This window comes from Leisingera sp., assembly GCF_982940295.1.
Window position 1 is genome coordinate 25,686 of record NZ_CEYXRG010000024.1, and the last position, 22,711, is coordinate 48,396.

Annotated in this window: 23 protein-coding genes; 3 read left to right on the forward strand and 20 right to left on the reverse strand. The window is 61.0% G+C overall.

Annotation, left to right across the window (positions count from 1 at the left end; translation table 11 throughout):
* Positions 1-175 precede the first annotated feature (175 nt).
* Together AC4HIX_RS18060 and AC4HIX_RS18065 are read right to left on the reverse strand one after the other, a co-directional pair.
* A complete protein-coding gene (locus AC4HIX_RS18060; RefSeq protein ID WP_036797386.1) occupies positions 176-841 on the reverse strand; it encodes a L,D-transpeptidase in 666 nt (221 codons plus the stop codon).
* Between the two features lie 707 nt (positions 842-1,548).
* Positions 1,549-2,202: a cytochrome c biogenesis CcdA family protein gene (locus AC4HIX_RS18065; protein WP_082023080.1), complete on the reverse strand. Its 654-nt coding sequence runs from the start codon at positions 2,200-2,202 to the stop codon at positions 1,549-1,551.
* A 134-nt stretch (positions 2,203-2,336) separates the two neighbouring features.
* Between AC4HIX_RS18065 and AC4HIX_RS18070 the strand changes: the two genes are divergently transcribed.
* On the forward strand, positions 2,337-3,365 hold the full coding sequence (locus tag AC4HIX_RS18070; RefSeq protein ID WP_027236523.1) for an IS110 family RNA-guided transposase: 1,029 nt from the start codon (positions 2,337-2,339) through the stop codon (positions 3,363-3,365).
* A gap of 1,301 nt (positions 3,366-4,666) precedes the next feature.
* On the opposite strand, the gene AC4HIX_RS18075 is transcribed toward AC4HIX_RS18070, so the two are convergent.
* From AC4HIX_RS18075 to pqqA, 18 genes are all read right to left on the reverse strand, one after another.
* Entirely contained in the window at positions 4,667-5,044 is a 378-nt protein-coding gene (locus tag AC4HIX_RS18075; RefSeq protein ID WP_490399978.1) for a hotdog family protein, read from the reverse strand.
* Positions 5,038-5,394, reverse strand: coding sequence for a MaoC family dehydratase (locus AC4HIX_RS18080; protein ID WP_490399979.1), 357 nt, complete (start codon positions 5,392-5,394; stop codon positions 5,038-5,040). The genes AC4HIX_RS18075 and AC4HIX_RS18080 overlap by 7 nt, the downstream gene beginning before the upstream one ends.
* Positions 5,391-6,878: a class I adenylate-forming enzyme family protein gene (locus AC4HIX_RS18085; protein ID WP_490399980.1), complete on the reverse strand. Its 1,488-nt coding sequence runs from the start codon at positions 6,876-6,878 to the stop codon at positions 5,391-5,393. The genes AC4HIX_RS18080 and AC4HIX_RS18085 overlap by 4 nt, the downstream gene beginning before the upstream one ends.
* 4 nt (positions 6,879-6,882) lie before the next feature.
* Positions 6,883-7,650, reverse strand: coding sequence for an enoyl-CoA hydratase/isomerase family protein (locus AC4HIX_RS18090; RefSeq protein ID WP_490399981.1), 768 nt, complete (start codon positions 7,648-7,650; stop codon positions 6,883-6,885).
* Positions 7,647-8,243, reverse strand: a complete 597-nt coding sequence (locus AC4HIX_RS18095; RefSeq protein ID WP_490399982.1) for a TetR/AcrR family transcriptional regulator — start codon at positions 8,241-8,243, stop codon at positions 7,647-7,649. The genes AC4HIX_RS18090 and AC4HIX_RS18095 overlap by 4 nt, the downstream gene beginning before the upstream one ends.
* A complete protein-coding gene (locus AC4HIX_RS18100) occupies positions 8,240-9,025 on the reverse strand; it encodes an alpha/beta fold hydrolase (protein ID WP_490399983.1) in 786 nt (261 codons plus the stop codon). Before AC4HIX_RS18100 ends, AC4HIX_RS18095 begins: the two co-directional genes overlap by 4 nt.
* On the reverse strand, positions 9,022-10,080 hold the full coding sequence (locus tag AC4HIX_RS18105; RefSeq protein WP_490399984.1) for a branched-chain amino acid ABC transporter permease: 1,059 nt from the start codon (positions 10,078-10,080) through the stop codon (positions 9,022-9,024). The genes AC4HIX_RS18100 and AC4HIX_RS18105 overlap by 4 nt, the downstream gene beginning before the upstream one ends.
* A gap of 1 nt (position 10,081) precedes the next feature.
* On the reverse strand, positions 10,082-11,113 hold the full coding sequence (locus AC4HIX_RS18110; protein WP_475047270.1) for a branched-chain amino acid ABC transporter permease: 1,032 nt from the start codon (positions 11,111-11,113) through the stop codon (positions 10,082-10,084).
* 1 nt (position 11,114) lies between these two features.
* Entirely contained in the window at positions 11,115-11,837 is a 723-nt protein-coding gene (locus tag AC4HIX_RS18115) for an ABC transporter ATP-binding protein (RefSeq protein WP_490399985.1), read from the reverse strand.
* Entirely contained in the window at positions 11,830-12,594 is a 765-nt protein-coding gene (locus AC4HIX_RS18120; protein WP_490399986.1) for an ABC transporter ATP-binding protein, read from the reverse strand. Before AC4HIX_RS18120 ends, AC4HIX_RS18115 begins: the two co-directional genes overlap by 8 nt.
* 69 nt (positions 12,595-12,663) lie before the next feature.
* A complete protein-coding gene (locus tag AC4HIX_RS18125) occupies positions 12,664-13,839 on the reverse strand; it encodes a substrate-binding domain-containing protein (protein WP_490399987.1) in 1,176 nt (391 codons plus the stop codon).
* Between the two features lie 533 nt (positions 13,840-14,372).
* A complete protein-coding gene (locus tag AC4HIX_RS18130; RefSeq protein ID WP_490399988.1) occupies positions 14,373-15,341 on the reverse strand; it encodes a methylenetetrahydrofolate reductase in 969 nt (322 codons plus the stop codon).
* Positions 15,338-15,910 carry a methylenetetrahydrofolate reductase C-terminal domain-containing protein gene (locus AC4HIX_RS18135; RefSeq protein WP_490399989.1) on the reverse strand — a complete coding sequence of 191 codons (573 nt, stop codon included), beginning with the start codon at positions 15,908-15,910 and terminating at the stop codon, positions 15,338-15,340. The genes AC4HIX_RS18130 and AC4HIX_RS18135 overlap by 4 nt, the downstream gene beginning before the upstream one ends.
* Before the next feature lie 544 nt (positions 15,911-16,454).
* The gene (gene pqqE / locus AC4HIX_RS18140; protein WP_490399990.1) at positions 16,455-17,540 is read right to left on the reverse strand and encodes a pyrroloquinoline quinone biosynthesis protein PqqE; all 1,086 of its coding nucleotides are present in this window, start codon (positions 17,538-17,540) and stop codon (positions 16,455-16,457) included.
* Positions 17,537-17,824, reverse strand: a complete 288-nt coding sequence (gene pqqD, locus AC4HIX_RS18145; RefSeq protein WP_490399991.1) for a pyrroloquinoline quinone biosynthesis peptide chaperone PqqD — start codon at positions 17,822-17,824, stop codon at positions 17,537-17,539. Before pqqD ends, pqqE begins: the two co-directional genes overlap by 4 nt.
* Positions 17,821-18,573 carry a pyrroloquinoline-quinone synthase PqqC gene (gene pqqC / locus AC4HIX_RS18150; RefSeq protein WP_490399992.1) on the reverse strand — a complete coding sequence of 251 codons (753 nt, stop codon included), beginning with the start codon at positions 18,571-18,573 and terminating at the stop codon, positions 17,821-17,823. The genes pqqD and pqqC overlap by 4 nt, the downstream gene beginning before the upstream one ends.
* Entirely contained in the window at positions 18,570-19,454 is an 885-nt protein-coding gene (pqqB, locus tag AC4HIX_RS18155) for a pyrroloquinoline quinone biosynthesis protein PqqB (RefSeq protein WP_490399993.1), read from the reverse strand. The genes pqqC and pqqB overlap by 4 nt, the downstream gene beginning before the upstream one ends.
* A gap of 21 nt (positions 19,455-19,475) precedes the next feature.
* Positions 19,476-19,583, reverse strand: a complete 108-nt coding sequence (gene pqqA / locus AC4HIX_RS18160; protein WP_027245494.1) for a pyrroloquinoline quinone precursor peptide PqqA — start codon at positions 19,581-19,583, stop codon at positions 19,476-19,478.
* Positions 19,584-19,720: 137 nt separating this feature from the next.
* On the opposite strand from pqqA, the gene AC4HIX_RS18165 reads away from it, so the two are divergent.
* Together AC4HIX_RS18165 and AC4HIX_RS18170 are read left to right on the forward strand one after the other, a co-directional pair.
* On the forward strand, positions 19,721-21,805 hold the full coding sequence (locus AC4HIX_RS18165) for a 4Fe-4S binding protein (protein ID WP_490399994.1): 2,085 nt from the start codon (positions 19,721-19,723) through the stop codon (positions 21,803-21,805).
* A complete protein-coding gene (locus tag AC4HIX_RS18170) occupies positions 21,802-22,704 on the forward strand; it encodes an FAD:protein FMN transferase (RefSeq protein ID WP_490399995.1) in 903 nt (300 codons plus the stop codon). The genes AC4HIX_RS18165 and AC4HIX_RS18170 overlap by 4 nt, the downstream gene beginning before the upstream one ends.
* The last annotated feature ends 7 nt before the right edge of the window (positions 22,705-22,711 follow it).

A 22,711-nucleotide genomic window follows, 5' to 3' on the forward strand; every position in this document is an offset into this window, starting at 1 on the left:
TGATCTCGCGGCTCCGGGACAAAATCTTGCGTCTGCACGGCTTCTGCCTGAAGACGGCTGCTACTGGTATGAGCATAGCGGGCCAGTTGAAACCACGTTGCTGCCGCTTAGAACAACGGCGGGAAACCCGATCTGTTCGAAACCAAACGCATAGATTAGGTCACCAACCTCCCCCTCAACTCCGTGAAGTGATGCCGTCTTCGGCCTCATACAGATAGGCCGTCGAGCCGGTTTCCACGTTTGGGTAGAGATCGTTGATATGCGCCATAACCATGCGGACGCATCCTGAACTCGCCCTGCCACCGATCGAACGCGGCCAAGGCGTTCCATGAATACGCAGGTAGGTATCGCGGTTTCCAACAAACAAATAGAGAGCGCGGGAACCTAGCGCGTTCTTGGGGCCTGGTTCCTGCCCGTCTGCATACTGGGAATAGGCCTCCGGGTCGCGTTCGATCATGGATTGAGTAGGCGTCCAATGCGGCCACTCAACTTTTCGCCGGATGGTGTAAGTGCCAGGTTCGTACAAATTGCCACGGGCTATGGCCACACCATAGCGCATGGCAGTTCCCCCCTCTTCAATGTGGTAAAGGTATCTCGCAATGGCATCGACATGGATGTCCCCCGGCACCAACCCGTCGTTTGCAACGACCCGGGTGGGAAGGAAACGTTGGTGCAGCCCCCATGGATTAGACGTTGCCGGATCATAGTTTGGCGGTGTGATTTGAGCGTCCCAATTTGCCTTCTGTGTGGCAGTCGGCCAAGATCCGGCCCACACCGGTTCTGCGATTGCAGTAGAGAACAGTGCTGACGAACTTGCGACAAAATGGCGTCTCGTAATCATATCTGAGATTTTCTCCTGTGCCCTTTGATTGCTTCAAATTACCCCACTCCGATAAGAGCTACAGCTACTAAAGGGTCAAGGGGTTTCTGAGGCCAGCGTAGATTTCTGGACCGAGCTATTTTTGCTTACTGTCCCAACCTGGCAAGGCCTCCGTGGGTAGGGAAAACTGATCAGTTCATCACATGGAGGTTTCTGACAGAGAAGTTGAATGGCAGATTTCGGCCCATTGCGCCACGCGGTGGCTTCGATGGCAGGGCGAATATCGGCGTGTTCAAGTCACGGCTCGTTCAAGTATTCTGACCTTAGAGACGGGGTAGTTGTGCCAAAATCGATTCAGAGCCATTTTGAATGCCTATGACGCGTCCCGACATCATGCCGATTGACACGCAGACCGTTGTAATAGACGTGGCGCAGCTCTTGTACCGTACCGGATAAGTCTTGACACTCCAGCGCCGGAAAGCTGCATTGTGTCTGTCAATGAACCGGAAGCTGATCATTGATGTCCCTTTTTATACGGGCGAGGCGGACTACGGCCAACTCGCCCGGAACGTTCATGCGCTGGATCCAACCGCGAGGATCGACTGGGCGGCCGACTGCCGGCTCGTGCAGATAGAATCCAACTCTAGTGCCGGCCTTGTACTCGCGGTGGTGGAACAGACAGGTTTGATCCCAGGATCGGTGCTAGGAGTTTGACAATCATTTGGCTGCTAGCCGATCCGCCCGAGGACCGGAAAGACATCGAGCAGCCAGTAGGACAGCGCGGTGAGCTGCCCGGTCATCATCGCAAGCCCCATCACGACCATGACCGCGCTCGCGGCCTGATGCAGGCGGCACCCGACCCGTCTGGCGCCTTGCAACCGGCCGACAAGCCGATCGGTGAAACCCGCAACAATCAGGAACGGCACGCCAAGGCCTGCAGAATAAATCGCCAGTAGCAAGACCCCTTGCCCAACCATGGCGCTCGCCGCACTGGCGGTGAGGATCGCACCGAGAATTGGGCCAATGCAGGGGGTCCAGCCGAAGCCGAACGCGAGGCCCAGAACATAGGACGCGGCCGGCCTGCCGCCGGGGACGTCGAGATGGAACCGAAGATCCCGTTCCATGGCGCCGATCCGCGCCGCGCCGATCATGAACAGCCCGAACAGAATCACGATGCCACCGCCAACGAGGTTGAGTTCATAACGCCACCGCAACAGTGCCTGACCCAGGGCCGTTGCCGAAGCCCTGAGTGCCATGAATATCGTTGAGAACCCGAGCACGAAGCAGAGGTTGAGCCAAAGGGTCTGAGCCCGGCTGACCTCTTCGACATCACCAGCAGTGGCTGGAAAGCTGCGATGAGCGTGCCGCGGTTGCGAGCGAATGCTGCGTCAGCAAACACCCGAAAAGGCAACGGCTGCAAAGTTCCGCACTGTGATGGAGTGGATGCCCCTCCCGACGGCATCGTGATGTGCCATGCTGGTACTGTCTTAACAGACCAGAAACAGAGGAGGCGACAATGGAAATGGTTGCGATCATAGGAGTAGATTTAGCAAAGCGTAGTTTTCAGGTGCATGGGGCAGCGGCTGACGGCAGTGTTCTGTTCCGCAAAAAGCTGTCTCGGGCGCAAGTTTTGGCATTTTTTGTACAACAACCGAATTGCACAGTTGCTATGGAAGCTTGTGCAACCGCGCATGACTGGGGGCGTCAGATCGAGGCACTTGGCCATGATGTGAAATTGATACCGCCCATCTATGTGAAACCTTTCGTCAAACGGCATAAGAATGATGCGGCTGATGCAGAAGCGATTGCCGAGGCTGCGTCACGTCCAACGATGCGAACAGTCGCCGTGAAAACACATGAGCAGCAAAGTCGGGCGGTTTTGTTCCGGACACGTGACCTGCTTTTGAGGCAACGCACGCAGCTGATCAACGCCCTGCGGGCTCATCTCGCCGAGTTTGGCCGGGTGGCACCAAAAACGACGACAAATATCAAAAGTCTGAGGGAAATCTTGGAAGATCCCGAGAACGGTCTGCCAAAAGTGGTGACAGATGTTGGATCAATCTACCTTGGTCAGATCGCTACACTAACAGAACAAATAGGCAGGCTTGAAAAGCAGGTACGCATCGAAGCGACAAGAGACGATAACGCACGCCGTCTCCAGACCATGCCAGGCATCGGTCCGATAACTGCAATGGCTGTCTCGGCCTTCGCCCCACCTATGGAAATCTTTCGTCGGGGTCGGGATTTTTCTGCGTGGGTAGGGCTGGTACCGAAGCAACACTCGACCGGGGGAAAGCAGAAATTGGGCCGAACGTCGAAGATGGGGCAGAGAGATATCCGCAGGCTCTTGGTCATCGGTGCCATGTCCGTAGTGAGGATGGCGATTCACAAGGGTGCCCCTGAAGCATCTTGGCTCCAAAGGATGCTCGCAAGAAAACCACGTATGGTCGTCGCAATTGCACTCGCAAATAAGATGGCGCGCAGGTTATGGGCCATGTTGGTGAAACACGAAGATTACAGAGACCCGGCTATCGCCGCCGCGTAAGCGTTGCGATGGCCGGTACGTCGGGAATGTGAGGAGGTCTTTGAGTGTAAGGGCAAATGATCGGAAAGATCGGGTTCAGTAAAACCAGGAACTCACACCGGGATAATCAACCCGCCACTGTGATGTGGAACTGAACCGCGTATCTCCATACCGGCCAGCGGCGTCTGAAACGCCGCATAAACAGGCCTGACAGATGACCGCATCCGTTCACATTCCCAAACGCTCAAAAAACAACTTGCATTAAAGGGGGCCTCCACAGATGTGAGTTGTGGCAGGGATGGTGAAAGTTAGTTTCTGATCTCCCCGGCAGCTTCCATCCGACGGGTCGGCACGTTCCTGCAGTCTGCCCGCATCAAAAAATGCCGGATCCTGGTTCCGCATTGAGCATCGCCGCGCCAATGGTTCAGAAAATCACCCGCTTCGGAAAAACACACCCCAGTACTAATTTTTTGCTCTTCCACGTCCTTCAAAAGAAGCTCCGTCGCACGCCTATCCGGCGTCCCCCGTCCCCAATGCACGTGCCGGTCAAGCCAGCTATTTCGGGCCCGGCCACCTTCAGCCCGGTCATTGGATTAAGTAAGAGAACTCAACAAGTACCGCCCTTTCCCCTTCATGGAGTGAATGCCGTACTGCCAACGTGATGATGAATGAGGTCAGCCAGTGCAGCTCCGCATGCTCAAATGAGAAGATCAGGACAGACTGATGGGCTTTCCAGCAGGGAACATCCGCTGACCGGGTGCGGTAGGCCTACTGCGAGCAAACCTGTGCAAAATCCGTGCAAAGGGGTACGTGTAGTCTGGTTTTTCCGATTGTTTTAGAGGTGTTATCTGTTGGGTGCATGCCCCTTAGCAGGGGAGCGCCTTCGACCACTCGGCCACGTCTCCGCTGACCCGTATATCTTCGCAACCATACGGAATGCAAGGCGAAATTTCCCTTTTTCTCACTAATCGCATCAAGAACCCCAACCCCTTGAAAAAGCGCTGAAAGGTCAGGGCATCCGATGGTTTCCGGCCGGGTTCGACCGCCGTCCCGGGCGTTTTTTCTTTCCACCTTTGGACTACTCCGAGGTGCGTGCTCTGAACTCAAGCTCCGAAGGCGCCACAAACTCCAAGCCGGATTTCCGCGTATCTTTGTATCCAGGGGCCTCAGACCATACCCCTTCGCAAATCTGAGCCTGAACCGCGGAAGTGGTCTTCGGAGGCAGAAAATCACCTTACAATGTTCGATACTAATTAGCCCCAGGCAGCAAACTGCCTAAAGGGTACAACAATTCGATCCAGCCAGTTCAGATTGGAGTTTCCTCAACGATTCTGGCTCGAAAAGGCTCCCGGAACGTCTTTGGCTTTGACCAGACTGCGGCCTTCACAAATGATTGCGCCATTTGGTGCGGTGCAGCTTGCCCAAAGATCCACGAGATGTTTCTCAGGCCGCAGCTTGACGATCTCCACCCTGGCCTCCAGAGCGGTATTCAGCGGTGCGGGCGCTTTGAAGTCCAGATCCTGTTTCAGATAATTGGTGCCTGATCCCGGCAGCTCCACCCCCAGAAGATAAGAGAACAAGGCAGCGATCAGCGGCTCAGGCACGCTGTCAGCGCTGGCACCGCTCAACGCCGCATAAGCCTCAAGATCTTTCCGGGTGTAGCTGCGTGTAATCCGCGCCGATTGCCCTACTGTCAGCATGCGATCTCTGCCTCCCCAACCAGGCACTCCGCGCCATCCTCCACCCGCGTGACCAGCATCATCACCCGCCCCGGCGCCTCTTGTGCAATCCGCAGGCTGAGTTCTTCGCCCGCATAAGCCGGGTTCGGAAACATCAGGCTTTGACTGACCTGAGACAGCCCGTCGTCATAGCGCTTTAGCATTCCCCAAAGCTTGGAATAGATCAGCATTCCGTGGCTCACTGTGCGCCCAAAGGCCGTTCCAGCGCAGAACCGGGGATCCACATGGATCGCATTGTCATCGCCGGAAACTTCCGCAAAGGCATCAAACTCTGCTTGCGTCGGGGTCCAGCGTTCCTGCAGATCAATCATGTTTTGAACTCCTCGCGCAGCTTGGGTTTGCATACTTTACCTGCAGCCGTGCGCGGGAAATCTTCAACGATCCTCAAATGTGCAGGCACCTTGTATCCTGCAAGCCGTTCCCGGCACCACGGGCGCAGTGTTTCAGGATCTGCAATCTGGCCTGGGCGCAACATTATGAATGCAGCACCTGCTTCGCCCCATTTCGCGTCGGAAACGCCGACAACCGCGGATTCCAGAATGGCAGGGTGATCATTCAGCACCCGCTCGACCTCGGCGGGGTAAACGTTTTCGCCGCCCGAGATGTACATGTCCTTGATGCGGTCAACAATGTAGTAGTAGCCATCCGCGTCACGCCGCGCGACATCGCCGGTGGCCAGCCAGCCATCCGCAGTAAAGGTCTTCCCTGTCGCCTCCGGGTTGCCGAAGTACCCGGGTGTGACCCCTGGTCCGCGCACCTGCAGTTCGCCCGCCCCTTCGGCGTATTCCGCCACCCCGGCCAGACGGACTTCCACAAGGCTCTGAGGTCTCCCGACGGATCCGATTTTCTCTGCCGCATGGGCCGGATCCATCAGAAAAACGGTCGGGCCGGTTTCGGTCATCCCCATACCGTTCAGCACATTGGCCCCCATTGAGCCAAAGAAGCGGATCAGCGGTTCCGGCAGCGGCGCCCCGCCGCATCCGCAGCGGATCGACGGCCAATCCAGATTTTCAATGCCCGGCATCAGAGACAAGGCCTGGTAGACTGCCGGCACACCGAAAAACTGGTTTATTCGCCCGGAAGCCAAAAGGCCGTGGACCAGTTCGGCCTCAAACTTCGGTAGAATGGCAGAGCTGCCGCCGGTCAGGAAAACCGGCAAAGTGTAGAGGTTTATTCCAGCAGTGTGGAACAGGGGCAGAAAGCACACCGCGCGGTCGGTTGATGCGATGTCGATCGCCTGGCCGATGTTCACGGTATTTGCCCAAGCCATACGCGCGGTCTGGATTACCGATTTTGGCAGACCCGTGGTTCCAGAAGTGAACAAAAGGTACCACGGCCGCTCGGCTGGCACCGGCTCTTTTAATACAGGGCCACCTGCCTTGATCCAACCGGTGAGGTCTTTCTCGATTGAAAGGACAGGCGCACCAGCGCCCGCTGCAGCCTGGCGCGCCGTGGCCTCAAACTCCGCATCCGTCAGCATCATTGAGATACCAGCGTGTTTAAGAGTTTGCACAAGTTCCGCCGCAGGCTGGCGCCAGTTCAGAGGGCACAGAATGATCCCGGTCTTCTGGCAAGCGAACAGGGTGATGAAAAACTCCACCCGGTTTTGGCAAATGATGGCGACACGGTCGCCTTCTGCCAATTGCTGTGCCTGCAACCCTGCGGCCACTGCGTTTGCCGCATCGTTGATCTGGGCAAAGCTCCAGTCGCATCCAGTGGAGGTGTCGTGAAAAGCCAAGGCATCGGGGGTCAACTCCGCGCGCTTTGCGGCCATATCCGGGATTACATCGAACATCGCATTATCCGGTTGGTGTAAGAAACTGTTTCATCCGCGACAGAGTTTCCTGGCGCCCGATCAGCCTTCGGAAGGCGGCAGCTTCCGCGTCCAGCCCTGCTCGGACCCGGGCCAGCCGGTCGCCATTCCAGACCATCGACTTGGCTGCCAGCGCAGAGCCCGCGTCGATGCCCGCCAGGAGTGCCACAGCCCGGGTCTCCGGATCCGCATCAACCGCCTGAACCAGCCCCAGGCGCTGCAAGTCTGCTGCGCCGTGGCGGTGGTTTGCTATCAGCCAGCTTTGTGCCGGCCCGGCGCCGATCAGCTCCGGCAGGAGCGCGGTCCACCCGCCGTCCGGGGCAAAGCCCATGACGCCGTAGTAGGGTTGCACAAAGGCGCCCGGGTCAGCCGCAACAATAGCCGATGCAAAAACAAGCCCCGCCGACCCGCCGGTTGCAGCACCGCGAACCGCCGAGGCGATCACAACGGGCATCTCTATCATCCGCATGATCAGATCTTGCAGAACTGGGACCACGTCTTCGGCGTAGCTCTCCGCACGGCCGTTCTGTGCCGCCTCGAAAAAGCGGCCGACATCACCGCCGGTGGAGAAATGTCGCCCGCCGCGGACCAGCGCCTTTCGGGCATCTGATTGTTCCAAAGCATCGAACGCCCGGTGCAGGGCCCGCAACAAACCAGGCTCCAGCGCATTGGCGCGCGGTGCCTTCATCGTGATCCGGAAACAGGGCTCCCCGTTCGGCAGATCCGCTTTGTCCCAGGAAACCAGTCCCCTCATGGCGCCAATCCGTTGCAGATGAATTTGTGGGCCTCCGCAACGACCCGGTCGATGTCGGCCTCGTCTTCCCAAAGAACGAACCGTTCACCCAGCGTTTTGGCGACCCCCATCAGGGCCCAGGCGCGCACTTCGGCGTCGCCAGGAGAAATCTCTCCCTTCTCAGCGGCTTGGTTCAACTGATCAGCATAGGCCTTGCCAAACTCGGTATAATACTCGCGGTAGGCTTCGGGATCGACAAAACGGGCCTCCTCGACAATGCGGTATTGCAACGGGCGGTCGCGCACCACGGTCAGATAGGCTTCCAGACCTGCACGCTCGGCCTCAAGCCGGTTTACAGCACCGGCAATCCGTTCCGCGGCCTGGGAGCGGGTTGCATGGCCCATGTCCTGCACCAGCTCCCGAAAGACTTCGTCCTTGCCCGAAAAATAGATGTAGAAGGTGCCCAGTGCGGTTTCGGCAGCGCGGGTGATGTCAGCGATGGAGGCCGCAGCAAAGCCCTTTTCACCGATCACCTGTTCGGCGGCGGCAAGGATCTTGGCCCGGCGCTCCATTCCGCGTTTGGTTTTAGGTTTGGCAGTTGTCGGCTTGGTCATCGGCTCTCGTCTTGATCTTGATTGGGTGTTGCGAGCCCTTCTGCCGTAACAAATCGCCGGATGGCATCGCAAAAGGCCTCAGGCTCTTCCAGGTGGGGCGAGTGTCCGGCGTTTTCGAAGCTCTCCACCCGCGCACGTTTTGCCTGCGACGCAATCCATCGCGCTGCATCCTGGCTGTAGAGCCTGCTTTGCGCGCCGGAGCAGACGAGGTAGGGGATATCGATTTTCCGGATCGTCTCCCGCTCATCCATAGCCACCAGATCATCCCAAATCGGGCGCAGGCGTGCGGGGTCTTGCGCCAGCAGCAGGGCTGTTACGTCTTCGCGGCTCGGAGCCGGATCGCTGGTGCGGGCATACATGTTGCGCGCAATGCTTTTTGCCATGCGGGGCCACTCCGGCACGATTTTGCCAGAGGTTGCCAGAATGGCTTCCGCGCTTTGGCCAAGCAGGCCCAGGTCCCAGCCCTCGTCCGGCAGCATCCGGGGGCTCATGTCGATGGTGATCAGCCCGCGCAGGCCGGAGGTTCCATGCCGCGACAGGTGCCGCCACGCGGCCCCGGCACCCATGGACCAGCCGGCCAGGATGGGCCGGTCCAGGTCCTCGATCCACTGCTTTGCAAGGGCAGCGCAGGCGTCGAGGCTGGCTTCCTCTGCCAGCCGGCCGCCATGGCCCGGCAGATCAGGCGCGTGGCAGTCAAACCCCGGCCCCAGACGTTCCGCCGTGTCATCGAACATCGCCCCGTTCATGGCCCAGCCGTGCAGAAATAGAACAGGAATGGTCATGACGCACGCCGTTCCCGCAGCCGCCCGACAATACCCGTCGGAAAGAAGTAGACGCTGAGGATGAACAGGATGCCCAGCCACATCAGCCAGCGGTCCGGATCCAGCAGGTGAGGGATCAGCGGCAGGGCCGAGGTTGCCTCGGATGCGCTGCCCATCAGGTTCTGCAGATAGGTCTGGGCCAGGATGAACAGGGTCGCCCCGATCACCGCGCCATACATCGTGCCCATGCCGCCGATCACGACCATCAGCAGGATGTCGAGCATGATCTCAAAGCTGAGCGTGGTGTCCGGTCCGACATAGCGCAGCCAGATGGCAAACAAGCTCCCCGCCAGCGCAGCCGCAGCCGCCGAAAGGCAGGTCGCAACAGTCCGGTACCAAACCACACGGTAGCCGATCGCCTCGGCCCGGAAATCATTCTCTCGGATTGCCTGCAGTACACGGCCAAAGGGCGAATTCACGATACGCAGCAGAACGAGGAACAGGATGAGCGAGGCGGAAAACACCAGATAGTAATTCAGGATCTTGCCGCTGATCTTGGTACCCATGAACTCGCCCATGCGGTTGGCCGAGGTCAGAACCCGCGGGATCTTGTAGGTCAGCCCGTCTTCACCGCCGGTTATGGCAGAGAACTGCGAAACCAGAACAGCAACGGCTGAGGCCACGGCCAGGGTGATCATTGCAAAGAAGATCGCCCGCACCCGCAAGCTGAACAGACCGATCAGCAGCGCCAGAACAACCGCAGCCAAGGCGCCGGACAGCGACCCTGCCAAAAGCGCGTCAAAGCCGCGCCCCATGTGTGTGGATGCAAGCGCAACACCATAGGCGCCCAGGCCAAAGAACATCGTATGGGCAAAGCTAACGATCCCGCTGTAGCCCAACAGCAGGTCATAGCTCGCCACCAGCAGGATGAAGATACAGATCCGCGCGGCTGTATCGAGCGGGCGCACGCCATCGAACAGGAACGGCGCACCCGCCAGACAGATCAGGATCACAACCAGCAGCGCCGTCAGAACAGTTGAGCGCGGCTGATCCCCGGAGAGTAGTTTGACGATCATCTTACTTCGCCTTCACAACTGGCATCATGCCTTGCGGCCGCCACATCAGGATTGCGGTCATCAGCGCGATGTTCGACACCAGCGCCAGCTTCGGTTCCAGAAAGGCCACGTAGTTCTGCATCAGCCCGACCAGAAGAGCGCCGATAAACGCTCCTTCGACCGACCCCAGCCCGCCGATGATGGCGACGATAAAGACCAGCACCATCATCTTTTCTCCCATCCCGGCGGTGATGACCTCCTGATAGAGGCCCCACATCACACCGCCCAGCCCGGCAAGGGCAGAGCCGGCGATGAACACGCCGACAAAGACCAGGCGCAGACGGTAGCCGAGTGCTTCGACCATCGGGCCGTTTTCCACCCCGGCGCGCACGATCAGGCCGATCTTGGTGCGGCGCAGAACCATGCGCATAGCGATGAACAGGACCAGCCCGACCCCCACGGCCAGAAGGCGGTACTTCTCCATCGCCGCTCCGGCAAAGGTGACTGCGCCCTTCAGCGTTTCGGGACGGTTGATGAAGATCTCATCCGGCCCCCAGACCACATGGATCAGCTGTTCAATGACGATGAGGCCGCCCACGGTGACAAGGATCTGCTTCAAATGCGCGCCGTAAACCGGCTTCACGATGATCCGCTCAAACCCCCAGCCTAAAACACCAGTCACAGCCATCGCGGCGACCACGGCCAGAAGCACTGCAGACATGTTGAGGAGCAGCGATGCGGTGCCGGTCCACTCGCCAAGCGCAATGAGCACCGACACCCCGACAAAGGCGCCCACGGAAACAAAGGCGCCGTGGCCGAAGTTGATCACATCCATCAGGCCGAAGACCAGGGTCAAGCCTGACGCCATGATGAAGATCATCATCCCCATCGCCAGGCCTGAGACAGTCAGCGTCAGCCAGGACGAGGGCACGCCAATTGCCAAAAACCCAAGGAGAACAAGCAAGGGGATCAGCAGAAAAGGCATTGCCTCAGCCAGCCGCTCAGTCAGGGTGATACTGGCGAAAGTCGGTCTATGATCGGGGGCTGCGGTCATCTCAATGCGCCTCCATGCTAAGACCCATCAGACGTTCCTGAAGGTCCTTTTTTCCGGCCAGTTCGGCCATCTCTCCGCTCCAAATCACCCGCCCGTCATCCATGACGGCAGCGCTGTCGCCCAGCGCTTTGGCAACCGAGAAGTTCTGTTCCACCAGCAGAATGGACGCACCCTGCGCTTTCAGCTCACGCAACGCCTGAGCCATCGTCGACACGATTGCCGGGGCGAGCCCCTTGGTCGGCTCGTCGATCAGGTAAAGCTTGCGGTCCTCGGCCATTGCACGGGCGATCGACAGCATCTGTTTCTGGCCGCCGGAAAGGTTCCCCGCCTCGCTGCTCCAAAAGGTTCCCAGCGCCGGGAAAGCCCCCAGCAGCCACTCCTTGCGTCTGGGATCCAGCGGGCCGGAGGTGCAGCCCAGCACCATGTTCTCTTCTACCGTCAGATCGCGGAAAATCCCCATATCCTCGGGCACGAAGCCGATGCCCGCCCTTGCGCGCGCCGGAACCGGGAGGCGGGTAATATCCTGACCGTCAAAGATAATTCCCCCTGACCTTACTGTCCATTGCCCCATTATGGTTTTCAGCGTCGTGGTCTTGCCCACACCATTGCGGCCCAGCAGCATGGTCACCTGACCCCGCGGCACAACAAGATCGACGCCTTGAAGAATGTGATACTGCGCGATGTCGGTATGCACCGCATTCAGCGACAGGATCGGGTCAGACATGCTCCAGCTCCTTGCCCATGTAGGCCTCCTGCACCACCGCAGATGCCATGACCTCGGCGGGCGGCCCATCGGCGGCCAGCGCGCCATTGTGCAAAACGATGATGCGGTCGGCGAGGCTGCGGATCACATCCAGCTTATGCTCTACCAGCAGAACCGTGCGTTCCCGGTCCGCCTTGATCTCGGCGATCAGGTCCAGGATCACCGGCGCCTCGTCGACACTCATGCCTGCCGTCGGTTCGTCGAACATGTAAACCATCGGGTCCAGCCCAATCAGCAGCGCTACTTCCAGCTTGCGCTGGTCGCCGTGCGACAGCTCTGACACGAGCTGGTCTTTCTGGGTGTCCAGCCGCACCCGTTCCAGAATGGCCATCGCCGCGACTGTCAGCTCGGTGTGGCTGTCCGCCATCGAGAACAGTCCGAACCCTTTGTGCTGGCGCGATTGAATCACTAAACGCACATTTTCCAGAACAGTCAGGCTGGGAAACAGATTTGTGAGCTGAAACGCACGCCCCAGTCCGCGGCGGCAACGGGCAGCCACGCCAAGACGGGTAATGTCCTCCCCCATCAGCTTCACCGTGCCGGCGCTGGCCGGGATCTGGCCCGAGATCAGGTTGAAATAAGTGGTCTTGCCTGCGCCATTCGGCCCGACGATAGCGGTCAGCTCGCCTGCGCGGAAACCGCAGGACACCGCATCAACAGCCACATGCCCGCCGAACCGCACCGTCAGTGCATCCGTTTCAAGAAGTATCTGGGTCATTGATCTCTCCCCTGCCCCCGGGGCGGCCTCGGCGGCCGCGCCGGGGTTAGGCGGGGAACATCCCGCCTGTTACTGGTTGCGGATCGGGATGTTCATTTCATCCATGCCGATTTCACGCACAAGCACCGGCACGCCATAGTCCTTGCCGTCCTGGATTTCAGTGCGGAAGTGATACATGGGCTGCATTGCCTGATGGTCTTCGGCACGGAACTGCATGGTGCCCTTAGGGGTTTCCCAGGACATGCCTTCCATTGCCTCGATCAACGCTTCGGTGTCCTCTGCGCCGCCTGCCTTCTTGATCGCTTCGACAATCGCAAGCCCGGACGCCATGCCGCCAGCGGTGAAGAAATCCGGGGGGCTGTCAAACCGCTCGAAATGGGTTTTCACCAGCCACTCGTTCACCGGGTTCTGCGGGATTTCGTAGTAGTAATAGGTCGCGCCTTCCATACCCGGCAGCTCTTTGTACGCCTTCAGCGCCGCAAGGATGTTTCCGCCGGTTGCAATTTCAATGCCGAAACGCTCAGGCTCCATGGCATTGATTTTGCCCATCGGGTTGCCGCCGCCGGCCCAGATGATGAAAAGCTTCTTCTCGCCCTCGACCTCTCCCATCTTGGTAAAGATCCGCTCGGCTGCCGCCGTGAAGTCAGTGGTGTCGGTCGGGACGTATTCTTCATGGGCAATGGTTGCACCTGTGGCTTCCAGCGCTTCCTTAAATGCCGCCACGCCATCACGCCCGAAGGCATAGTCCTGTGCCAGGGTCGCAATAGTCACGCCCTCCCCGCCCAGCGCCACCGCATTTGCAATTGCGTCCTGCGAGGAATTGCGTCCGGTGCGGAAAATATAGGGGTTCCAGTTCGCGCCGGTTATCGAATCCGCGACCGCAGGTTCGACGATTAGAACGCGTTCATACTCTTCGGCAACCGGCAGCATGGCCAATGCCACGCCGGAACTGACTGGGCCGACAGCGATATGCGCGTCATCATCTCCGAAAGCTTCCTCCAGCTGCGCGCGGCCGATGTCCGGCTTCAACTGTGTGTCCTTCTCGATCAGCACGATCTTCTCGCCGTTGATCTCCATGGTGCCGCCCGTGGCGTACTCCAGACCCAGCTTCAGACCGTTGTGCGACTGGGCCGCATAGGCCTCAAACGGGCCGGTTTTGCCATAGACATGGGCAATGCGGATTTCGGCAGAGGCTGCAGACGACATCAATGCACCGGCAACCGTCAACGCAAATAAGCGCAGCATGAGGGCTCCTCCCTGATTTCTCCCTGCAAAACATGAAACATGAATCAACATTCATGTCAATGAAATGGTGACTGACGGTCACTGACAGGCCTGCCCCATGACCAGGTTTCGGACACATTGGATGCCAAGAGAGGGGGCGCTGGCGGTTCATGGCATGGCCGCCTGCGAGCTCCTCCGGCGCTCCCTGACCTGCGTATTGCCGCAGTGTTTCCACCTGCGGCCTGCCGCCCTGCACCGCACGATATGCCAAGACTTCGAAGGCCCGCGCCCAGTCTTTAGCGAACGCGGGTTCCGCAGGCCCCGGAACCACCGGACAAGCCTGCTCCGCTCCTCTTGCACAGGCCAGGCTTCCATTTTCGGGCCGTTTTTCGCCGCTCTGGAAATTCCGCCACGGGCGGGATCCGCAAACCCGCGTTGCTAATCCGGCAATCAATCATCGTTTCGAAAACTTATGCAAACAATCCCTGCACCCGAGCCCGCCCAAATTCTGGCTGGTCCGCATCGAAGCGCCACGGGGCAGTGCAACGCGGTTATCAAGCCCTCTTACGTGACGCTAGAACTCCGGACTCTTGAATTATTTCAGAGACTTGATGTTCCTTCCGGTAGGCCATGACATGCACCCCGGATACACCGGCAATATCACGCATCTGCTGTATGAGCTCCACGCAGATTTTCTTGCCTTCCTGCCCGGGTTTTTCAGCTTTCTCCATACGCTCAATAACCGCATCCGGAATATGGATCCCCGGCACGTTCGAGCGCATCCACCGGGCCGCCCGTGCAGAAGCCAACGGACCGACGCCGGCCAGAATAAAGACTTTCTTGTCCAATCCCAGATCCCGCACCCGCGCCATGAACTTCTCGAACAGCGGAACGTCGTAAATGTAGTTGGTCTGGATGTACTCCGCACCGGCCTCCACTTTCTTGGCCAGTCGTTCCGGGCGCCACTCGTAGGGTGGTATACAAGGATTCTCAGCCGCCCCCAGAAACAGCAGCGGCGGGTTGGTAATGGTGCGCCCGGACAAAAACTTCCGCTCATCCCGCATGGTCCTGATGGTACGCAGCAGCGACAATGAGTCAAAATCGAAAACCGGCTTGGCGCCCGGCTGGTCCCCAACGCCGACACCATCGCCCGTCAGACACAGAACATTGCTGACCCCCATGGCGGCGGCACCCAGCACGTCCCCTTGAATGGCGATCCGGTTCCGGTCGCGGCAGGAGATCTGGTAGACAGGGGAATACCCGGCTCGGGTCAGCAGCGCGCTGATCCCGATTGAGGACATATGGCAGTTCGCGCCCGAGGCATCCGTCGCGTTGATGGCGTCGGCAACTTCCCCAAGCGGGCGGGCAGCATCATAGACATCCGCAGGGTCAGCGCTGTCGGGCGGGTTCAATTCCGCCGTGATGGCAAAGCGGCCTGAGCGCAGCACCCGTTCCAGCCGGCTGTGCGAAACATGGCCTTCGGGAGGCGCTGAATAAGGCTGCGGCAACGTGTGGTCCATCATTTTGCCCCCTTCTGAGCCTGAGCGGGCTCTTGCGCCAGCGGCGCGGCAGAGGGCTCGTTTTTGCGCGCATCAGGGAAAGCGTCTGCAATGGCGGTGCGGCGTTTTTCCCGGGCCTCTCGCAGATGAGCTGCTTTTTCGCGGCTCACCCGCAGCCAGGACGACGACCCTTCGAGGTTGCGTTCGACCGGTGGCAGCACAGTTGCGATCTGCGCGCCGCCCTTCATCCGCGACGCACCGTCCCAGGCCAGCGCCCAAACACACTTCATTTCCGGTTTTACCTCGCAAAACCCTCCTGGCCTTACTCCGCCGCAAGGGCCATTGCGCAGCTGTTTGGGGCAGTTCATCGGGCAGGACATGCCGGTCGAGGATAGCACGCACTGCCCGCACATCTTGCAATCGAACAGCACAGTCTTGACGCATTTCTCGACAAAGGCGATGGGACGTTCGACCCGGTGGTACCCGATTTTGCTCAAGACTGGGTCCAGAGCAATCATGACCTGCTCTACCCGCTTGTATATCCACTCAAAGCTACGCGCATGACGAATGGCGAACAGGCGAATCCGGTACATTGAGCTACCCTTTCTCCAGACCTTAACAACGTTTATCTATATCTTGAGGCAGCATTGACCGAAAAAATCATCCGAATGCGCCAAGTCTCCACGTTCTGTCCCGACTGCCGATCCGCCGTACCCGCCGGACGTCTCACCTGCGGCCTGCTCACAATACCCGGTCCAACCGGCCCATGTGACAAGGCACGGGCCACTCAGCCGAAACCGCCAATGCCCGCGGCTTTTACAAGGCCTGACGGAAGAGCTGCTTTGGAATGGCTCGTCTAATTTTTAGTGTATGACTGTCTTTGGGTCCATCGGCACAACGGACCGAACCAGCCAGGTTCGCTTGGAGAGCAAATGCCCGGTATAAAACTCTGCATGAAATGGCAGAAGAGCAATCTGTGTCCGCAGCCGGCCGGGTCCCCCGAGCGGACGGTTGGGGCGGACGGTGACGCCTGCCCGCTCCCGCGATAAGCATTCTCTTTTTCCTGTAAGGTGCTGTACGGTTTCCCCGTCCATTGGCAGCCAATACACCACCGTTTCGCGCCTTCAGCGGCTCTTCTCAGCCAGCAGCGCTCCGGTAAACAAAAGCAGCGTCTGAGCTGTTTCCGGCTTGTTCAAGAAGATCGAGCACGGCCTGATGCCGGGGCGACTTCCGGCACACGGGATCTGTTGCGCCTGCGTCGCCTGCCAGGGCTAGCGCCTGACAGCGGCAACCACCGAAATCAGCTTCCTTGCGGTCACAGCTGCGGCAGGGCTGCGGCAGCCAATCAGTGCCCCTGTAGGCATTGAACGCGGCGCCGTCGTACCAGATCGCGGCCAGTGGCTTGCTGCGGACGTTGTCAAAGTCCAGGTGCGGGATAGTCTGGGCCGCATGGCAAGGCAGCACAGTTCCATCCGGCGCGATGTTCAGCCCAGCCGTCCCCCAGCCTCCCATACAAGCCTTGGGATAGTCCGCGTAATAGTCAGGCGGGACGAAATCAAAGGCCAGCACACCACGCAGACGCTGCTCCGCCTCAGTAACGACGCGCTTGGCAGCCTCTGTCTGCGCGCGGGTGGGCAGCAGCTGTGCCCGGTTGCGGGACGCCCAGCCGTGAAACTGAACGCAGGCGACCTCAATCCGCCGCGCGCCCATTTCGACGGCCATTTCGATAGTGCGTTCCAGATCGTCCAGATTGTGCCGGTGCATGACAGCGTTCAGCGTCAGGGGAATTCCCCGCGCCTTGATCTCCGCGGCGATCTTCATCTTGCGGTCAAACCCGCCCTTGTAGCCGCCGATCCAATCCGCGAGCTCCGCGTTTGTGCCCTGCAGCGACAGCTGGATATGGTCCAGCCCCGCTGCCTCCAGCGCATCCAGCCGCTTGGGCGTCAGGCCGATGCCGCTGGTGATCAGGTTGGTATAAAGCCCGCAGCCTTGTGCCGCGGCAGTGAGTTCCGCCAGATCGGGGCGCGCGGCGGGCTCGCCGCCGGACAGGTGCAATTGCAGGACCCCCAGTTCCGCAGCCTGGCGGAAGGCATCCGCCCACTCGCCGGTTGTCATCTCCGCGTCCCGGCCCAAGAGGTCCTGCGGGTTGGAGCAATAGGGGCAGGCCAGCGGGCAGCGGTGCGTCAGCTCAGCCAGCATCGCGATGGGCGGAGGCACCGTCATGGCCGCACCGCCAGATACAACCGGGACCGAAGCCCGGCCAGGAAGCGCTGCGCGTCGCCGGCGATCTGCTCCGCCGGGGCATCATAGGCTGCCGCCAGACCGGCAACGATTTCCTCGAACGAAGCGCTGCCATCGACCCGTGACAGGATCGCCACTCCGATGGCATCCAAGGCAATGGCTTTTTCCGGGCAAAGCAGCACCTTGCCGCCCCGCACCTTGTCGGTAATCATGCGCACCCCGCGCGGCAGACAGGGGCGGTCCGTGGGGGCAAGTGCCAGCTTCATACCAGCCCCTCGCCCGGCTGCCAGGCGCCCGGCGGGATCCGCCCCGGCTCTACATAAGCGCCCCAAAGCGCATCAAGCTGCGCCCACAGGACATTGGTCTTGAAGATCAGCGCCTCGCAGGCAGCAGCTTCCTTCTCCAATGTGTCAGCGTTCTCCAGCACCCAAGCCAGGCCGAATTCCACGTCCTTTGGCGCCTCAGTCAGCCGCTTGCGGAAATAGGACAGGCTGGCGGCACTGGCGAAATCGTAATGCTGCAGCAGGCCTTCGATCCGCTGCTCGTGGATGGACGGCGCGAATAGTTCCGTCAGCGATGAGGCCACTGCCTGCAGCAGCGGCATGTCGCGCACATAGCGGATATAGGCGTCGACGGCGAATTGGGTGGCCGGCAGCACGCCACGGCCGGAGGCCACGTAGTCCGGGTCAAGCCCGACCGCTTCGGCCAGCCGCAGCCAGCGGCGTATGCCGCCGCCTTCGCTGATGCCGCCGTCATGATCTTCTATCCGGCTGCGCCAGGCCCTGCGCATGGCGGGATCAGTGCAGCGGGACAGAAAGGCCGCGTCCTTCATCGGGATCGCCGCCTGATAGGCCCAACGGTTGATCACCCAGGCGCGGACCTGGTCGGGAGAGCATTCCCCGCCGTGCAGTCTGTGATGGAATGGATGCTTGTCGTGGTACCGCGCCGCGCCGATGGCGCGCAGGCGGGCTTCCAAAGGTTCTCTCGCCGGAATTTCCCGGGTTTGCACATTCATAAGGCAATCTCCATTCCATCCGCTGCAATTGTCCATCCGGCGGCCAGCACCTGCGCGCGCTCGGCGCTGCCGGGCTGCCAGATCGGGTTGGTGTTGTTGATGTGAATAAACGTCTTCGCCGCATCCACTGTCTGCAGACAGGCAACCGAGCCTTCCGCGCCGCTGATCGAGATATGCCCCATCCGCTGGCCGGTCTTGGTGCCTGTCCCGCTTTGGATCATCTCCTGATCGTGCCAGAGCGTTCCGTCAAAGAATACCTGGTCAGCATCCGCCAGAATCTCCAGCAGCTCAGCGGACACGCCGGAACAGCCGGGGATGTAATAGGCGGTTTTGCTGCCGTCGGTCAGCCGGACGCCGACGGTTTGCTCCCCGATCAGATCCGTCTGCACCTCCCCGCCTTCCATGAACAGCGGCACCTTGCCCGGTACCGGAAAAACCGTTGCACGCAGTCCCGGAAGCAGCTCGAAACCTTCGCTCAGCCGCACAGGATGGCGGCCAACAGCCGCCGGAAGGGCGTTGAACACCGGGTTGGCCGCCAGCACATCCAGCAGCCCGGCAGTGGCGAACAGAGAAAAAGGCGACTGTTCCCGCAGGGACAGGAGACCTGCGATGTGATCAATATCCCCGTTGGTCAGCAGCACCGCGCGCAGCGGGCTGTGGCGCAACGACTGCGGATGCATGGACGGGCAGTGCTGCAGCTGAACCCGTATGTCGGGAGAGGCGTTCAGAACCGCCCAGCTCTGCCCGTCCAGTGTGACGGCCAGCGAGGACTGGGTGGCGGATGCGATCCTGCCGAGACGCGCGTCCCGGCAATTCCGGCAGCCGCAATTCCACTGCGGCAAGCCGCCGCCCGCCGCCGCGCCAAGAACCAGAAACCGCATGGCCGTTTTCCTTTTTGGCGATCAGAACAGATCGGGTTCGTATTCGCGGCCGTCGTCCTCGGACGGGGAGTACATGTTGATTTCCATGCCGCAGTTGATTTCTTTCAGTTTCGGGGCAGACCAGGCCATTTCGTCCTCCTTTGCTGGCTTTAATCCCATTAGCCTAGCTGCCAGCCCCCGGCCCCGGTATTGGCCTTTGGTCGTAAGGGCGGCCTCAGACTTTGGTCCAATGGCACGGGGCGTCCGGGCCCGGCAGACTGCTGTCTATGCGCGTATCCCGGTTCATACTCTGGTTTAACGCCTGGTTCTTTGCGGCCAGCGTGCTGGCGGCGTCGCCATTGCCGCGCGAGGAAATCAGCGCCCTGATCATGCCGCCATTCTCTTTGGGCGAGCTGGTGAACAGCAAGGGTGTCTATACGCTGCTCAACTCGGGCGGGGCGGAGGCAGGCTATGCCTTTGAAACCGAGCCGCTAGCCCCCCTGCCCGGGTTTTCCGGCGCGCCGGTCAACGTGCTGGTGCTCCTGGACCTGGACGGCACCTTTCTGGATGTCCGGCTGATCAGCCATAACGAGCCGGTCTTTGTCTCCGGGCTTGGCCCGGCCCCGTTTCACCGCTTCTTCGAGCAGTACCCGGGCCTGTCAGTTTTCTCCTCGATCACCATCGGCACCCCCTACGGCGAAACGGGTTCCGGCTCCTCTCTGGTCTATCTCGACGGGGTCACCAAGGCGACCGCCTCAGTTCGGATCGCCCATGACTCCATCATGGCCGCAGCCCTGGCGGTCGCACGCGAGAAGATGCACGGCGTCATCACCGCCCCGCCCGCCCGGCCGGACCTGGACCACAGCGAGCCGCTGGACTGGGCGGCGCTGGTCGATCAGGGGCTGGCCGCCCGCGCCACCGTCTCCAATGCGGAGGTTGACGCGGCCTTTGCCGGCACCCTTTGGGCAGATGACGACCCAGAGGCACGGCAGCATCCCGAGGCCCCCTATCTGGATCTCTGGATCATCGACCTTGGCCCGCCGTCAATCGCTCAGGCTGCTCTGTCGACGGACGGCTATGACGAGCTGCAGGATTTCCTGGCGATCTCTCCCGATGATGAGCCTCTCTTGCTGATCGAGACCGGCCGCCACGGGCTGGTCAGCCCGGAGTTCATCCGGAACACCGCCCCGGACCGGGTGTTCGCAACCCAAAACGGTCTGCCGGTGGCGCTGCGGGACAGCGATCTGCTGGTCGAGCTGTCGCCGGCTCTGCCAGCGCCTCTGCACGACGGCACGGCGATGATCCTGCGGGCCGACCGCCGCCTCGGCTTTGACCCGGCGCAGGAATGGACGCTGCACGTCCAGGCGGTGCGCGCGCACGGCATGTTCCAACCCGAGACCGGTACCGTGGAGTTCCCGGTCACGCACCGGACCCCCGAACGTTTTTTCCTGCGGGACGAAGCGCCCGCGCCGGTGCCGCCCTGGCTGGAGGCGCTGCGCAGCCGACAAACCGACGTGGTCCTGCTGGCGCTTTTCCTGACAGCGCTGACCTCCGCGCTGTTGCTGGCGCAAAGCCGGATTGCCGCGCGCAAGGTGCTTACCCCGTTACGGCTGACGGTGCTGTCGGTTGTCACGGTTTTCATCGGCTGGTGGGGTCAGGGCCAGCTTTCCATCGTCACCGTGCTGGGCGTGCTGCGCACCGCGGCCGAGGGCGGCAGCTTTGCCTTCCTCGCCTACGACCCGTTTTCACTGCTGCTGTGGGGCTTCGCAATCCTCGGATTTTTACTGTGGGGGCGGGCCCTGTTCTGCGGCTGGCTGTGCCCGTTCGGCGCGCTTCAGGAATTCGCGCAGCACTTGGGCCGCAAGCTGGGACTGCCTCAGGCGGGCCTTACTCCAGCCTGGGACGGGCGGCTCAAACTCCTCAAATACGGGGTGCTGGGCGCGCTGATCTCGCTGGTCTTCCTGGCACCTGAACACGTGGACACCGCAGCCGAGGTCGAACCTTTCAAGACCGCGATCACCACCACTTTCCAGCGCGAGTGGTATTTCACTGCCTATGCGGTGTTCTGGCTGGCGGCGGGGCTGGTGCTGTTCAAGCCGTTCTGCCGCTACCTGTGCCCGCTGGGCGCGGCCATGGCGGCGGGCGGGCTGCTGCGGCAGCGTAACTGGATCGCCCGGCGCGCCGCCTGCGGCAGCCCCTGCCAGCTGTGCCGGGTGAAGTGCGCCTATGGCGCGATCGAGCCATCCGGTTCGGTCCGCTATGACGAATGCTTTGGCTGCCTCGATTGCGTGTCGATCCACGACGACCCGGCCCGCTGCGTTCCGCTGATCCTGGCGGCGCGCAAGAAACAACAGCTGGAGGCCGCGGAATGAGCGCCAGACTGACCCGCCGCCGGTTCCTGGCAATCTCTGCCGCCGCCCTGGGCGCCGCGGCCCCAGCAGCGCCAGCTGCACCCGTCACTTGGCGGGGATTTGCCCTTGGCGCCGAGGCGCGTCTAACCATCGACGCGCCGCCGCCGCTGGCAGATCAGGCGATTGCAGCCGCGCTGTCGCAGCTGCGGCGGGCCGAACAGCTGTTCAGCCTCTATGATCCGGCCTCTGCCCTGTCCCGGCTGAACCGGACCGGAGTTCTGAGAAACCCGCCGCCGCCGTTTCTGCAATTAGCCCGGCTCTGCACCCAAGTGCATGCAGCAACAGGAGGCATCTTCGACCCCTCAGTCCAGCCAGTCTGGCAGGCCGTCGCGCGCGGTGAAGGCCGCAACGAGGCCGCCCGCCTTACAGGCTGGCGCAAGGTGTCCGTAGCGGAGCAGGAAATCCGGCTGATGCCGGGCCAGGCGCTGACCTTCAACGGCATTGCCCAGGGCTATGCCACAGACACGGTCCGCGCCGCGCTCGCCCGCCTGGGGCTGGAGCGGGTTCTGATCAACGCAGGCGAGTTTGCCGCGCTCGGCGGCCCGTTCCGCATCGGGCTGGCTGATCCGGAGCGCGGTGTTTTTGCAGCCCGCAGCCTGACCAGCCGGGCCATTGCGACCTCCAGCCCCGGCGCCCTGCGGCTGCACGGCACCGTGCATATTCTGCACCCCGCCCTCGGCCGCCAGCCGCATTGGGCCACCGTCTGCACCGAAGCGGACAGCGCCGCGGTGGCGGATGCATCCTCCACCGCCTTTTGCCTCATGAGCGAAGCTGAAATCGCCACCGCGCTGGACCGTCTGCCCGGCCGCCCCCGCGCCACTCTTCTCGCGCAGGATGGCCGATTGAGGACAGTGGGTTAGGGGCAGT